The sequence below is a fragment of the Achromobacter sp. EB05 genome (assembly GCF_044232075.1).
Taxonomy (GTDB): Bacteria; Pseudomonadota; Gammaproteobacteria; order Burkholderiales; family Burkholderiaceae_B; genus Achromobacter; species Achromobacter dolens.
Window position 1 is genome coordinate 134,160 of record NZ_CP155917.1, and the last position, 13,427, is coordinate 147,586.

At 68.4% G+C, this 13,427-nt stretch carries 12 protein-coding genes; 5 read left to right on the forward strand and 7 right to left on the reverse strand.

What is annotated here, in order from left to right:
- Window positions 1-46: 46 nt before the first annotated feature.
- The 4 genes from AAID08_RS00600 to AAID08_RS00615 form a co-directional block, all read right to left on the reverse strand.
- On the reverse strand, window positions 47-1,654 hold the full coding sequence (locus tag AAID08_RS00600) for a carboxyl transferase domain-containing protein (protein ID WP_064527690.1): 1,608 nt from the start codon (window positions 1,652-1,654) through the stop codon (window positions 47-49).
- A gap of 235 nt (window positions 1,655-1,889) precedes the next feature.
- The gene (locus tag AAID08_RS00605; RefSeq protein WP_064527688.1) at window positions 1,890-3,071 is read right to left on the reverse strand and encodes an acetyl-CoA C-acetyltransferase; all 1,182 of its coding nucleotides are present in this window, start codon (window positions 3,069-3,071) and stop codon (window positions 1,890-1,892) included.
- A gap of 34 nt (window positions 3,072-3,105) precedes the next feature.
- Window positions 3,106-4,962: a bifunctional isocitrate dehydrogenase kinase/phosphatase gene (gene aceK / locus AAID08_RS00610; RefSeq protein WP_395757254.1), complete on the reverse strand. Its 1,857-nt coding sequence runs from the start codon at window positions 4,960-4,962 to the stop codon at window positions 3,106-3,108.
- Window positions 4,963-4,984: 22 nt separating this feature from the next.
- Complete coding sequence (locus tag AAID08_RS00615; protein ID WP_006386961.1) at window positions 4,985-6,163, reverse strand: isovaleryl-CoA dehydrogenase; 1,179 nt, start codon at window positions 6,161-6,163, stop codon at window positions 4,985-4,987.
- 245 nt (window positions 6,164-6,408) lie between these two features.
- Between AAID08_RS00615 and AAID08_RS00620 the strand changes: the two genes are divergently transcribed.
- Both AAID08_RS00620 and AAID08_RS00625 read left to right on the forward strand, forming a co-directional pair.
- Window positions 6,409-7,587 (forward strand): M20 aminoacylase family protein, encoded by a 1,179-nt coding sequence (locus AAID08_RS00620; protein WP_395757255.1) that lies wholly within the window; start codon window positions 6,409-6,411, stop codon window positions 7,585-7,587.
- A 46-nt stretch (window positions 7,588-7,633) separates the two neighbouring features.
- Complete coding sequence (locus AAID08_RS00625) at window positions 7,634-8,605, forward strand: Bug family tripartite tricarboxylate transporter substrate binding protein (RefSeq protein WP_395757256.1); 972 nt, start codon at window positions 7,634-7,636, stop codon at window positions 8,603-8,605.
- Between the two features lie 169 nt (window positions 8,606-8,774).
- Here AAID08_RS00625 and AAID08_RS00630 read toward each other — a convergent pair whose 3' ends face one another.
- Both AAID08_RS00630 and AAID08_RS00635 read right to left on the reverse strand, forming a co-directional pair.
- Window positions 8,775-9,107: a YnfA family protein gene (locus tag AAID08_RS00630; protein ID WP_395757257.1), complete on the reverse strand. Its 333-nt coding sequence runs from the start codon at window positions 9,105-9,107 to the stop codon at window positions 8,775-8,777.
- 10 nt (window positions 9,108-9,117) lie between these two features.
- Entirely contained in the window at window positions 9,118-9,501 is a 384-nt protein-coding gene (locus AAID08_RS00635) for a MerR family DNA-binding transcriptional regulator (protein WP_049070466.1), read from the reverse strand.
- Window positions 9,502-9,574: 73 nt separating this feature from the next.
- Between AAID08_RS00635 and AAID08_RS00640 the strand changes: the two genes are divergently transcribed.
- Window positions 9,575-10,642 carry an MBL fold metallo-hydrolase gene (locus AAID08_RS00640; RefSeq protein WP_395757258.1) on the forward strand — a complete coding sequence of 356 codons (1,068 nt, stop codon included), beginning with the start codon at window positions 9,575-9,577 and terminating at the stop codon, window positions 10,640-10,642.
- A 102-nt stretch (window positions 10,643-10,744) separates the two neighbouring features.
- Here AAID08_RS00640 and AAID08_RS00645 read toward each other — a convergent pair whose 3' ends face one another.
- Window positions 10,745-11,371, reverse strand: coding sequence for a LysE family translocator (locus AAID08_RS00645; protein ID WP_312477824.1), 627 nt, complete (start codon window positions 11,369-11,371; stop codon window positions 10,745-10,747).
- Between the two features lie 78 nt (window positions 11,372-11,449).
- Here AAID08_RS00645 and AAID08_RS00650 point away from each other — a divergent pair, with 78 nt between their 5' ends.
- The gene (locus AAID08_RS00650; RefSeq protein ID WP_054504374.1) at window positions 11,450-12,148 is read left to right on the forward strand and encodes a nitroreductase; all 699 of its coding nucleotides are present in this window, start codon (window positions 11,450-11,452) and stop codon (window positions 12,146-12,148) included.
- A gap of 81 nt (window positions 12,149-12,229) precedes the next feature.
- A complete protein-coding gene (metC, locus tag AAID08_RS00655) occupies window positions 12,230-13,423 on the forward strand; it encodes a cystathionine beta-lyase (protein ID WP_395757259.1) in 1,194 nt (397 codons plus the stop codon).
- The last annotated feature ends 4 nt before the right edge of the window (window positions 13,424-13,427 follow it).

Below are 13,427 nucleotides of genomic sequence, written 5' to 3' on the forward strand. Positions count from 1 at the left end.
GCCCCCTTGAGGGGGCGCGCGCAGCGCGTAGGGGGTGGGCTTTCCTCTACATCCGGAAGACGCCGAAGCGCGTGTCTTCGATCGGCGCGTTCAGCGCCGCCGACAGCGCCAGCCCCAGCACGCGGCGCGTGTCGGCCGGCGCGATGATGCCGTCGTCCCACAACCGCGCGGTGGCGTAGTACGGATGGCCCTCGCGTTCGTACTGCTCGCGGATCGGCGCCTTGAAGGCGTCTTCCTCGGCCGCCGACCACTGGCCGCCGCGCGCCTCGATGCCGTCGCGCTTGACCGTGGCCAGCACGCTGGCGGCCTGCTCGCCGCCCATCACCGAGATGCGCGCGTTGGGCCACATGAACAAGAGGCGCGGCGAGTAGGCGCGGCCGCACATGCCGTAGTTGCCGGCGCCGAACGAGCCGCCGATCAGCACGGTGAACTTGGGCACGTTGGCCGTGGCCACGGCCGTCACCATCTTGGCGCCGTGGCGCGCAATGCCTTCGTTTTCGTACTTGCGGCCGACCATGAAGCCGGTGATGTTCTGCAGGAACACCAGCGGGATCTTGCGCTGCGCGCACAGCTCGATGAAGTGCGCGCCCTTCTGCGCCGATTCCGAGAACAGGATGCCGTTGTTGGCGACGATGCCCACTGGCATGCCGTGGATGTGGGCAAAGCCCGTCACCAGCGTGGGGCCGAAGCGCGCCTTGAATTCGTCGAACTCGGAGCCGTCGACGATGCGCGCGATGACCTCGCGCACGTCATACGGCTTGCGCGTGTCGGCGGGGATGATGCCGTTCAGCTCGGCCGGGTCGTAGCGCGGTTCGCGCACCGGCACGGTGGCCAGCGGCGCGGGCTTCTGGCGGTTCAGGCGCGCCACGGCGCCGCGCGCCAGTTGCAGCGCGTGCATGTCGTTGGCCGCCAGGTGGTCGGCCACGCCCGACAGGCGCGTGTGCACGTCGCCGCCGCCCAGGTCCTCGGCGCTGACTTCCTCGCCGGTGGCGGCCTTCACCAGCGGCGGGCCGCCCAGGAAGATGGTGCCCTGGTTCTTGACGATGATGGACTCGTCGCTCATGGCGGGCACGTAGGCGCCGCCGGCGGTGCAGGACCCCATCACCACCGCGATCTGCGCGATGCCCTGCGCCGACATCTGCGCCTGGTTGTAGAAGATGCGGCCGAAGTGTTCGCGGTCCGGAAAGACCTCGTCCTGTTGCGGCAGGTTGGCGCCGCCGGAGTCGACCAGGTAGACGCACGGCAGGCGGTTCTGCGCGGCGATCTCCTGCGCGCGCAGGTGCTTCTTGACCGTCATCGGATAGTAGGTGCCGCCCTTGACGGTGGCGTCGTTGCAGACGATGACACATTCGGTGCCGGCGATGCGGCCGATGCCGGTGATGACGCCCGCGCCCGGCGCTTCGCCGTCGTACATGCCATGCGCCGCCATCGGCGACAGTTCCAGGAACGGCGACCCCGGATCAATCAGGTTCTCGACGCGGTCGCGCGGCAGCAGCTTGCCGCGCGCCACGTGCTTGGCGCGCGACGATTCGCTGCCGCCCAGGGCGGTCTGCGCCAGTTGCCGGCTCAGGTCGTCCAGTTGCGCCTGCATGGCGCGCGCGTTGTCGGTGTAGTCCTGCGACCGCGGATTGATGCGGGATTCGATGATGGGCATGGGGTACCACCCGTCCTGCTGATTGGGATGTTGAAGGCGCTCGGAATCGAGCGGTTTGTCTCGCCGCCCGGTGGGCCGGGCATGGTTGTCGATGATTTTTGTTGCTTGTCCGGATTTCGTTGCGCCTCTCCCGCACGGCCCGCGACCGACCCGTCGCGGACACTGCCATGCAGGAAAGGCGCAGCGGAATCCGGTTCGGGAAGCGGGCCGAGGCCCGCTTCCCGAACATGCGGATTTAGACCATCTCGATCGCCATCGCCACGGCTTCGCCGCCGCCGATGCACAGCGTGGCCACGCCGCGCTTGCCGCCGGTCTTGCGCAGCGCGCCGATCAGCGTGGTCATCAGGCGCGCACCGGAGGCGCCGATGGGGTGGCCCAGGGCGGTGGCGCCGCCGTGGATGTTGACCTTTTCATGCGGCAGCTTGAAGTCGGCCATGGCGGCCATGGTGACCACCGCGAAGGCTTCGTTGATCTCGTACAGGTCCACGTCCTCGGCCTTCCAGCCGGTCTTGGCGAACAGGTTCTTCAAGGCGCCAACGGGGGCGGTGGTGAACCAGTTCGGTTCCTGCGAGTGCTGGCTGTGCGCCACGATGCGGGCCAGCGGCTTGACGCCGAGCTTCTCGGCGGTGGAGGCGCGCATCAGCACCATGGCGGCGGCGCCATCGGAGATCGACGACGAGTTGGCGGCGGTGACGGTGCCGTCCTTCTTGAACGCGGGCTTGAGCGTCGGGATCTTTTCCGGCATGGCCTTGGTGGGGGCCTCGTCGGTGTCGATCACGGTGTCGCCCTTGCGGCCGGCGACCGTGACCGGGGTGATTTCCCACTTGAAGCTGCCGTCCTCGGTGGCGGCGCGGGCGCGGCGCAGCGATTCCAGCGAGAACGCATCCTGCTGCTCGCGGGTGAACGAATACTTGGCGGCGCAGTCCTCGGCGAACACGCCCATGGCCTTGCCCTTGTCGTAGGCGTCTTCCAGGCCGTCCAGCGCCATGTGGTCGTACACGGTGTTGTGGCCGTAGCGGTAGCCCTGGCGGCCCTTGAGCAGCAGGTAGGGCGCGTTGCTCATGCTTTCCTGGCCACCGGCGACGACGATGTTGGCCGAGCCCGCGGCCAGCAGGTCGTGGCCGAACATGGCGGCCTTCAGGCCCGAACCGCACACCTTGTGGATGGTGGTGCACGCCACGCCCAGCGGCAGGCCCGCGCCCAGCGCGGCCTGGCGAGCGGGCGCCTGGCCCTGGCCGGCCTGCAGCACGTTGCCCATGATGACTTCTTCGATCTGTTCGGGCTTGACGCCGGCGCGCTCGACGGCGGCCTTGATGGCGATCGAGCCGAGTTCGTGCGCGGCCAGGCCGGACAGGCTGCCGAGCATGCCGCCCATGGGCGTGCGGGCGACGGAAACGATAACGATGGGATCTGACATGACTAGCTCCTGTGAGGGTCGGGACAGCGTCTGCTTACGAGGCCGCGCCGGCGGGTGCCGGGCGCAGGCGCCTGTCCGTATCGTAAGGGAAAAATTCTTCGATCCGGCCTTGCGCCACGTGGGCGCGACAGGCCTGCCACCATTCCGGTTCCAGCAGGTCGGCGTGGTGGCGCAGAAAGGCGCCGCGTACGCGCGCGTCGCCCAGCAGGAAACGGCCGAACTCCTCGGGGAAGACGTCGTTCGGTCCGACCGCGTACCAAGGTTCCGACGCCATTTCCGCCTCTTCATTGGGGGCGGGCGGAATCCGTCGGAAATTCATTTCGGTCATGCGCTGGATTTCGTCGTAGTCGTAGAACACGACCCGGCCCAGCCGCGTCACGCCGAAGTTCTTGTAGAGCATGTCGCCGGGGAAGATATTGGCGGCGGCCAACTGGCGGATGGCGTCGCCGTATTCGCGCACGGCCGGCTCCAGCAGCGCATCGGGCGCCTGGCTCAGGTACAGGTTCAGCGGCGTCATGCGCCGCTCGATGTAGACGTGGCGGATGACCACCGTGTCCCCGGTTTCCTCGATCAGGCTGGGCACCAGGCGCCGCAGTTCGTCCAGCAGCCGCGGCGCGAAGCGGGCGCGCGGCAGCGCCACCTGCGAGTATTCCCAGGTGTCGGCCATGCGGCCGACGCGGTCGTGCAGCTTGACCATCTGGTACTTGCGCCGCACGGTGGCGTGGTCCATGCCGTCCTTATCGATGCGGTCCTTGATCAGCTTGAACACATAGGGATAGGACGGCAGCGTGAACACGCACATCACCATGCCCTTGATGCCGGGCGCGATGTCGAAGGCGTCGCGCGAATGCGCCAGGTGGTGCAGGAAATCGCGGTAGAACAGCGTCTTGCCCTGCTTCTGCAGGCCGATCATGGTGTACAGCTCGGCCTTGGGCTTGCGCGGCAACAGGCTGGCCAGGAAGTTGACCACCGCGGCGGGCGTCTCCATGTCCACCAGGAAATACGCGCGCGTGAAGCTGAACAGCGTGCTCAGGTCGTCCGCGCCCAGCAGCAGCGCGTCCAGGTTCACCTGCCCGGCCGGGTTGCGCGTGAGCGCCACGGCGAAGGGGTAGACGGTGCCCTGGTTGATCAGGCGGCCGACGATGTAGGCGCCCTTGTTGCGAAAGAACAGCGAACCCAGCGCATGCACCTGGCAGTCGCTGGCGATGCGACGGCCGACGTGGCGCGGCAACTGCCGGCGCAGTTGGCCGATGGCGGCGCGCGCCAGCAGGCGGGTGTCGCGCGGCAGGTCCTCGAACGGCAGCGCCAGGCCGAAGTCGGCCACCATGCGGATGAGGCTTTTGTGCAGGCCCTCGGTCACCGGGTAGTAGACCCGGTACGACGGCATGCGGCTGTCCAGGTAGTCGGTGGCCACGGCCGGCCGCACGAACAGGAAATCGTTGTGGAAATAGTCGCGGTGCAGCAGCCGGCATGACACCGAGTTGAAGAAGGTCTCGGCGCATTCGGGCTGGCGGTGCTCGCCCAGCAGGCCGACGAATTCCTGCTTGATCTGCTGCCAGTAGGCGGTCTGCGCATCCGTCAGCGCGGCGCCGTTCACGCCATTGGGGGCATGGGCGCCGACGGCGCCCTCGGGCCGGCCGCGCAGCACGCCTTCGAGCTGGCTGGCGCATTCGCGCACCCGCATGTCGTAGTACTCGATGCGCTCGCGCGACAGGTGCTGGATGCCGTGCCAGTCGCCCGATTCGAACAGCGCCTTGGCGCGCTGCGCGCTGTAGCGGAACAGCGCGTAGTGGCGGTCGAAGCCGGCCAGGATGCGGCGCGCGACGTCCAGCGGCGAGGGGCCCCGGACGGGCGCCTGCTCGATGTGCTGGACGTCGGACGTGCGGATCATGGCAAACGACTTCCGGGGGGACTCAGGCCGTCTCGGCGAACAGCTCGCGGCCGATCAGCATGCGGCGGATCTCGCTGGTGCCGGCGCCGATTTCGTACAGCTTGGCGTCGCGCCACAGGCGGCCCACCGGGTACTCATTGATGTAGCCATTGCCGCCCAGGATCTGCACGCCCTCGCCGGCCATCCAGGTGGCCTTCTCGGCGGTGTACAGGATCAGCGCGGCGCAGTCCTTGCGCACCTGGCGCACGTGCTCGGCGCCCAGGCGGTCGAGGTTCTTGCCGACCTGGTAGCAGAAGGCGCGGCTGGCCTGCAGCGTGGTGTACAGGTCCGCCACCTTGCCCTGGATCAACTGGAATTCGCCGATGGCCTGGCCGAACTGCTTGCGGTCATGGATGTACGGCACCACCACGTCCATCACGGCCTGCATGATGCCGACCGGGCCGCCCGACAGCACGGCGCGCTCGTAGTCCAGGCCGCTCATCAGCACCTTGACGCCGCCGTTGACCTGGCCCAGCACGTTTTCCTCGGGGATCTCGCAGTCCTGGAACACCAGTTCGCCGGTGTGGCTGCCGCGCATGCCGAGCTTGTCCAGCTTCTGCGCCACCGAGAAACCCTTGAAGCCCTTTTCCACCAGGAACGCGGTGATGCCGCGCTGGTGCGCCTCGGGGTCGGTCTTGGCGTAGACCACCAGGGTGTCGGCGTCGGGGCCGTTGGTGATCCACATCTTGGAGCCGTTGAGCACGTAGCGGTCGCCCTTCTTGTCGGCGCGCAGCTTCATGCTGACCACGTCCGAGCCGGCGCCCGGTTCGCTCATGGCCAGCGCGCCGACGTGCTCGCCGGAAATCAGCTTGGGCAGGTACTTGGCCTTCTGGGCCGGGGTGCCGTTGCGGTTGATCTGGTTGACGCACAGGTTGGAGTGGGCGCCGTAGGACAGGCCGATCGAGGCGCTGGCGCGGGAGATTTCCTCCATCGCCACCATGTGGGCCAGGTAGCCCATGTTGGCGCCGCCGTATTCCTCGCTGGCCGTCATGCCCAGCACGCCCAGGTCGCCAAACTTGCGCCAGAGGTCCATGGGGAACTGGTCGCTGCGGTCGACTTCGGCCGCGCGCGGCGCGATCTCGGCCTGCGCGAAAGTGCGCACGGCGTCGCGCAGCATGTCCAGGTCTTCGCCCAGATCGAAGTTCAGGCCAGGAAGGTTCATCGCTGTCTCCGTGATAGTGGGTACTTACATTCTTATGGGCGCCTGCGATCGCGCCGGATCTCGCCGCGTGGCCCCATGATGCGCTGATCGACGCTGGCTACGCAATGATGCAGCGCAAATATTACGTTTACGTAAACGTAAATATGAGTCGGGTTTTCCCTAGGCAAATGTTTGCGTCCACGGGAAGCGCCCTGGGTACTATTCCCCGGGTCCTTGAAACTTCAAATTTTGTTACGGAGTCAGCGGTGTCCGACCTGGCCAATCTTGACGATATCGTGGCGCTGCGGCGCGACCTGCACGCCCATCCCGAGCTCTGCTACGAGGAGCACCGCACCGCCAAGGTGGTGGCCGACGCCCTGCGCGGCTGGGGCATCGAGACCCACACCGGCATCGCCAGGACCGGCGTGGTCGGCGTCATCAAGCGCGGCACTTCCGACCGCGCCATCATGTTGCGCGCCGACATGGACGCCCTGCCGATGCAGGAAGAGAACCAGTTCGAACACCGTTCGCGCCACGACGGCAAGATGCATGGCTGCGGCCATGACGGCCACACCGCCATGCTGCTGGCCGCCGCGCGCCACCTGCAACAGGAAGGCGGCTTCGACGGCACCGTCTATTTCTGTTTCCAGCCGGCCGAGGAAGGCGGCGCCGGCGGCCGCGCCATGATCCAGGACGGCCTGTTCGAGCGCTTCCCCTGCGAGGCCGTGTTCGGCATGCACAACTGGCCTGGCCTGGAGGCCGGCTCGTTCGGCGTCTGCGCCGGGCCGATGATGGCGTCCGCCAACGGCTTCAAGATCACCGTGCGCGGTAAGGGCGGCCATGCCGCCGCGCCGCACGACTGCGCCGACCCGGTGCCGGCGCTGTTCGCCATCGGCCAGTCGCTGCAGACCATTCTGACCCGCAGCAAGCGCCCGCTGGACGCCGCCGTGCTGTCCATCACCCAGGTGCAGGCCGGCGGCAGCGTCATCAACGTGATCCCGGGCAGCGCCTGGCTGGGCGGTTCGGTGCGCGCCTACAGCACCGACGTGGTCGACCTGATCGAGCGCCGCATGCATGAGATCGCCGGCAGCATCGCCGCCGCCCATGGCTGCGAGGCCGAGGTCTACTTCGAGCGCCGCTATCCGGCGCTGATCAACACGCCGGCCGAAACCGAGTTCTGCATGCAGGTCATGCGCGAGGTGGCTGGCTCCGACCACGCCCGCGTGATCGAGCCGGTGATGGCCTCGGAGGACTTCGCTTTCCTGCTGCAGGCCAAGCCCGGCTGCTACGTGTTCCTGGGCAACGGCGACGGCGACCACCGCATGGCCGGCCACGGCCTGGGCCCGTGCATGCTGCACAACACCAGCTACGACTTCAACGACGCCCTGATCGCGCCGGGCGCGAGCTACTGGGTGCGGCTGACGCAGCGCTACCTGGCTGGCTGATTCGAGCATTACCTGACGCAGTGCTACGCAACACCACAAGGAAGCTATGAAAAAGAAGATGCTGTTCACGGCCGCGGGGGCGGCCCTGGCGATCATGACGGGCGGCGCCGCGCTGGCGCAGGGCTGGCCCGCCAAGCCTATCACCCTGGTCGTGCCCTACACCGCCGGCGGCAGCGCCGACGCGATCGGGCGCCGCCTGGGCGACGTGCTGCGCAAGGAGGCCAACGCCACCGTCATCGTCGAAAACAAGCCCGGCGCGGGCGCCTCGGTCGGCACCGACTTCGTGGCGCGCGCCCAGTCGGACGGCGCCACCCTGCTGCTGGCTTCCACCAGCCCGCTGACCATCTTCCCGCACCTGGCCAAGACCAACTACGACCCGATGAAGGACCTGACGCCGGTGGCCAGCGTGGCCGTGGCGCCCGTGGCCATCGTCGCCACCAAGGCCCTGCCGGTGAAGGACTTCGCCGGCCTGATCGACTACGCCAAGTCGCACCCGGACGGCGTGCGCTACGGCACGCCGGGCCAGGGCACCGTGGCCCACATCGGCATGGCGGCGCTGACCACGCAGACCGGCACCAGGATGCTGCACGTGCCCTACCGCGGCAACAGCCAGGCGCTGACCGACGGCCTGGGCGGCGTGGTCGAGCTGCTGGTGGTCAACACCGACGTGGTGCTGCCGCACGTGGCCAGCGGCGCGCTCAAACCGCTGGCGGTGATGGCGCCCGAGCGCCTGGCCGCCTGGCCCGACGTGCCCACCATGGCCGAACTGAAGCTGCCGCAGGCGCAGTACTACTCGAACTTCGGCATCTTCGCGCCGGCCAATCTGCCGCCGGCGGTGTCGGGTCCGCTGCAGGCCGCGCTGGCCAAGGCCGTGGCCAGCGCCGAGTTCAAGGACCTGCTGGCCAAGTCCTACCTGCAGCCGGGCACCGCGTCCGGCGACGCCTTCGCCAAGCAGGTGCAGGCCGAGTTCGCCAACAACGCCCGCATCATCAAGGAAGGCAACATCAAGGCGGAATGACGCCGGCGCCGCGCATCCCGGCCGGGATGCCGCGCAGGCAACGCAAAGCTCGCTCCACGGGGAGCGCGCTTTTTCATTTTCGGAGAGGCGGGCCGGCGTCGCGCCGCGTGAGTCGGACCGCCAACGCGCGCTGGCCCGTCGTGCGCCCACGCGCCTTCGCGGCAATCGGTCAGGTCGTCTTGGGCCCGAACATGATCACCAGCATGCCGGCCAGGCACAGCCCCACGCCGACATAATCGCTGACGCTGGGCCGCACGCCATCGACCGCCCACAGCCACAGCAGCGCCATGCCGATGTACACCCCGCCATAGGCCGCATACACGCGCCCCGACGCGGTCGGGTGCAGCGTCAGCAGCCAGGCGAACAGGGCCAGGCTGACGGCGGCCGGCGCCAGCAGCCAGATGGAATGACCGCGGCGCAACCACAGGTACGGCAGGTAGCAGCCGATGATCTCGGCCAGCGCGGTCAGGACGAACAGCGCGAAGGTTTGCAGCATCGCCATGTCAGGCGCTTCAGGCTCGTTGCTGCGCCAGCAGCTCGCGGCACTGGCGTTCCTGCACCGCGATTTCCTGCAGCGTATCCTCGATGTCGCGGCGCTGCTGTTCCAGCGTGGCGCGGTGCTGGGCCAGCACCGCCAGGTACTGGCGCAACTGCACCTCGGTGTCGCCAGGGCCGTCGTACATGTCGATCAGCGTCAGGATCTCCGACAACTGCAGGCCCAGGCGCTTGCCGCGCAGGGCCAGCTTCAGGCGCGTGCGATCGCGCGGCCCGAAGATGCGGTTGCGGCCCTCGCGCGCCGGGCTGACGATCCCCTGGTCTTCATAGAAGCGGATCGTGCGGGGCGTGACGTCGAACTCGCGGGCGAGCTCGGAGATGGTCCAGGTTGACGGGGACATGCGACGTGTGGCAGTTTACGTAAACGTAAATTATGATGACTTGACGCGATCGTCAAGCGTGGAGAGCGAGGCAATGAACCCCAACGAACAGAAGCTGCAGTATCCCTGGGCCGATTTCCAGCCCGAAGCCGGCCGCGCCCACCAGGTGGCCGAGGGCGTCAAGTGGATCCGCATGCCGCTGCCGTTCGCGCTGGATCATATCAATCTCTGGCTGCTGCGCGATCGCATCGACGGCCGCGACGGCTGGACCATCGTCGACTGCGGCATCTCGCGCGACGAGGTCAAGACGCTGTGGGAACAGGTGTTCGAGAACGAACTGGACGGCCTGCCGGTGCTGCGCGTCATCGTCACCCACATGCACCCGGACCACATCGGCCTGGCCTACTGGCTCTGTGAACGCTGGGACGCGCGGCTGTGGATGACCATGACCGACTTCATGGTCGCGTCGCTGTGGTCGTCGCGCCGCAATGACGCCGGCGCCGGTCCCGGCGGCCAGTCGGCCGTCGACCACTTCGCCCGCCACGGCCTGACCGATCCGGACGCGCAGGAGCAGATCCGCCAGCGCGCCAACTACTTTCCCAACCTGGTGCCGGCCGTGCCGTCGCGCTACACCCGCATCATGCATGGCGACGCGGTGCGCATCGGCGCGCACGACTGGCGCGTCATCGTCGGCTACGGCCACGCGCCCGAGCACGCCTCGCTGCATTCGCCCGACCTGGGCGTGCTGATCTCCGGCGACATGGTGCTGCCGCGCATCTCCACCAATGTCAGTGTGTTCGACTACGAGCCCGACGCCAACCCGCTGCCGCTGTACCTGCGCTCGCTCGACGGCTACGCCGACGTGCCGCGCAACACGCTGGTGCTGCCGTCGCATGGCCGGCCTTTCAAGGGCCTGCACGAGCGCATCGCGCAGCAGCACGAGCATCACCGCGACCGTCTGGCCGAAGTATTGGAGGCCTGTACCGCCGGACCGCAATCGACCTCCGACATCGTGCCGGTGCTGTTCAAGCGCAAGCTCGACCTGCACCAGTTGACCTTCGCCATGGGCGAGGCGCTGGCGCACCTGCATGCGCTGTACTTCGAAGGCAAGCTGACGCGCAGCACAGGCGCGGACGGCATCGTGCGCTTCAAGGCGGCCTGACGCCGTTCCCAGCCACGTTGCGCGGCGGCGTCCCTCGGGCGCGATCCGGCGCGCGTGGCTGCGCCGGGGCGGCCCTTGCCAGGCTCGCGCCGGCCGGCGGCCTCAGCGCGTGGCCGTCGCCAGCCGCACGGCCAGCCCCACGAACACCAGCGCCGCGACGCGATTGAGCCAGCGCTTGGCCGTGACCGAGCGCTGCAGCAGTTCGCCGAACGCGCCCGAGAAGAAGGCGATGGCGCCGAACACCAGCAGCGTGGCCAGCATGAACACCGCGCCCAGTTGCACCGTCTGCCAGCCCACCGAACCCAGTTTGGGCGAGGTGAACTGCGGCAGGAAGGCGAAGAAGAAAAGCAGCACCTTCGGATTGGTCAGGTTCATGACGATGCCGCGCCGGTACAGCGCGGAGGTCTTCATCGGCTCGGGCCGCTGGCCGTCCTCGGCATGCACCGGCGCCCGCAGGATCTGCCACGCCAGGTAGGCCAGATATGCCGCGCCCGCCAGTTTCAGCGCCGTGAAGGCCACAGGGGAAGCCGCGAACACGGCGGCCAGCCCCAGCGCCACGGCGGCGGTGTGGCCCAGCAACCCGGTGCACAGCCCCAGCACCACGAACAGCCCGGCCTTGCGGCCCCAGATGGCCGATTGCATCAGCACGAACAGGTTGTCGGGCCCGGGCGTGAGGGCCAGCAATACGGCAATGCCGAAGAACGCGATCAGGGAATCGAAGGGCAGCATGGGGTCTCGCCAGGGTCGGGCGGCGCCTTGCGCGCCGGCAATCAAGTGGCCATCATACGAGGAAACCAAGGAGACACCATGTCCGCCGTACCCGAATCCGCCGCCGCGCGCCCCGACGCCGCGCTCGAAGACTGGCTGCGCGCGCGCCACAGTTGCCGCGCCTTCCTGCCCGAGCCGGTGCCGCGCGCCACCATCGAGCGCATCCTGACGCTGGCGCAGCGCACCGCGTCCTGGTGCAACTGCCAGCCGTGGCAGGTGACGGTGGCCTCGGGCGACGGCGCGCGGCGCCTGAGCCGGGCGCTTGTGGAACGCGCCGGGCAAGCGGGCTTCACGCCCGACTTCCCGTTTCCGCGCGAGTACCGGGGCGACTACCTGGCGCGGCGCCGCGAGTCGGGCTTCCAGTTGTATGGGGCCGTGGGCGTGGCGCGCGGCGACCGCGAGGCCTACCGCCGGCAGGAACTGCGCAACTTTCAGTTGTTCGACGCGCCGCACGTGGCCATCATCACCACCGACGAGGCGCTGGGCGAATACGGCGCCATCGACTGCGGCGGCTATGTCGCCAATTTCCTGCTGGCGGCGCAGGCCAACGGCGTGGCCACGGTGGCCCAGGCCTCGCTGGCGATGTATCCCGAGGTGCTGCGCGAACAGCTCGGCATCGGCCCCGAGCGGCGCGTGGTCTGCGCTATTTCGTTCGGCTATGCCGATACCGCGCATCCGGCCAACAGCTATCGCACCAGCCGCGCCGACCTGGACGCGGCGGTGCGCTGGATCGACTGACACCGGACCGGGGGCGCGACAGCCGCGCGCGTTCCTGCTACGGTTCGGGTTCTCCCAATACGCAAGCATTCCCTCTTGAAGATGGCTACCAAACACATCGATACGGTTCTGCAGCACGCGGGCACCGCCCCGTTCAACCCCGAGACGGGCACGGCCCCGGTGCCGCTGCCGCCGATGCGGGCCAGCACGGTGCGCTTCGAGAACCTGGCGGCCCTGGAAAAGGCCCAGCGCAGCAAGGCCGCCGGCGGCCGCGCCACCACCTATGGCCGCATGGGCATGGACACGCACGCGGCGCTGGAGCAGGTTTTCGCGCAGCTCGAAGGCGGCACGCACGCCTACCTGGCGCCGTCGGGCCTGTCGGCCATGACGATGGTGATGCTGGCGCTGTGCTCGGCCGGCGACCACGCGCTGATCTCCGATTGCGTCTACGGCCCGATGCGCGAGCTGGACGATGCCGTGCTCAAGCGCATGAACATCGCCGTCACCTACTTCGCCTCCGGCGAAGACCTGGACGCGCTGGTGCAGCCCAACACCAGGCTGCTGTACGTGGAATCGCCCGGCTCGCTGCTGTTCGAGATGCTCGACATGGGCGCCATGGCGGCCATTGCGCAGCGCCACGGCCTGGTGCTGGCCACCGACAACACCTGGGGCTCGGGCTACATCTACCGGCCGCTGACGCTGGGCGCGCAGGTGTCGGTCATCGCCGGCACCAAGTACGTGGGCGGCCATTCCGACCTGATGCTGGGCGCGGTCGTCACCAATGACGAGGCGATTGCCAAGAAGCTGAATCGCACCCAGTACGCGATGGGTTATTCCATCAGCGCCGACGACGCCTGGCTGGCGCTGCGCGGCGTGCGCACCATGCCGATCCGCATGGCGCAGCACGCGCGCCACGCGCTGGAGGTCTGCGAATTCTTCAAGCAGCGCCCCGAGACCGTGCGCCTGTTCCATCCGGCCTGGCCGCAGGACCCGGGCCACGCGCTGTGGCAGCGCGACTGCACCGGTTCGAACGGCATGCTGTCGGTCGAGCTGCGCTTGTCGCCGGCGGCCGCGCGGGTGTTCGTGGACGAACTGGAACTGTTCGGCATCGGTTTCTCGTGGGGCGGCTACGAAAGCCTGGTGCAACTGGTGTCGCCCAAGGACCTGTCGCACCATCGCTATTGGGGCGAGGGCGACAACGCGCTGGTGCGCCTGCACATCGGCCTGGAGTCGCCGCAGGACATCATCGCCGACCTGACCCAGGCGCTGGAAAAGGCCGCGGCGGTCAAGGGCTGACGTT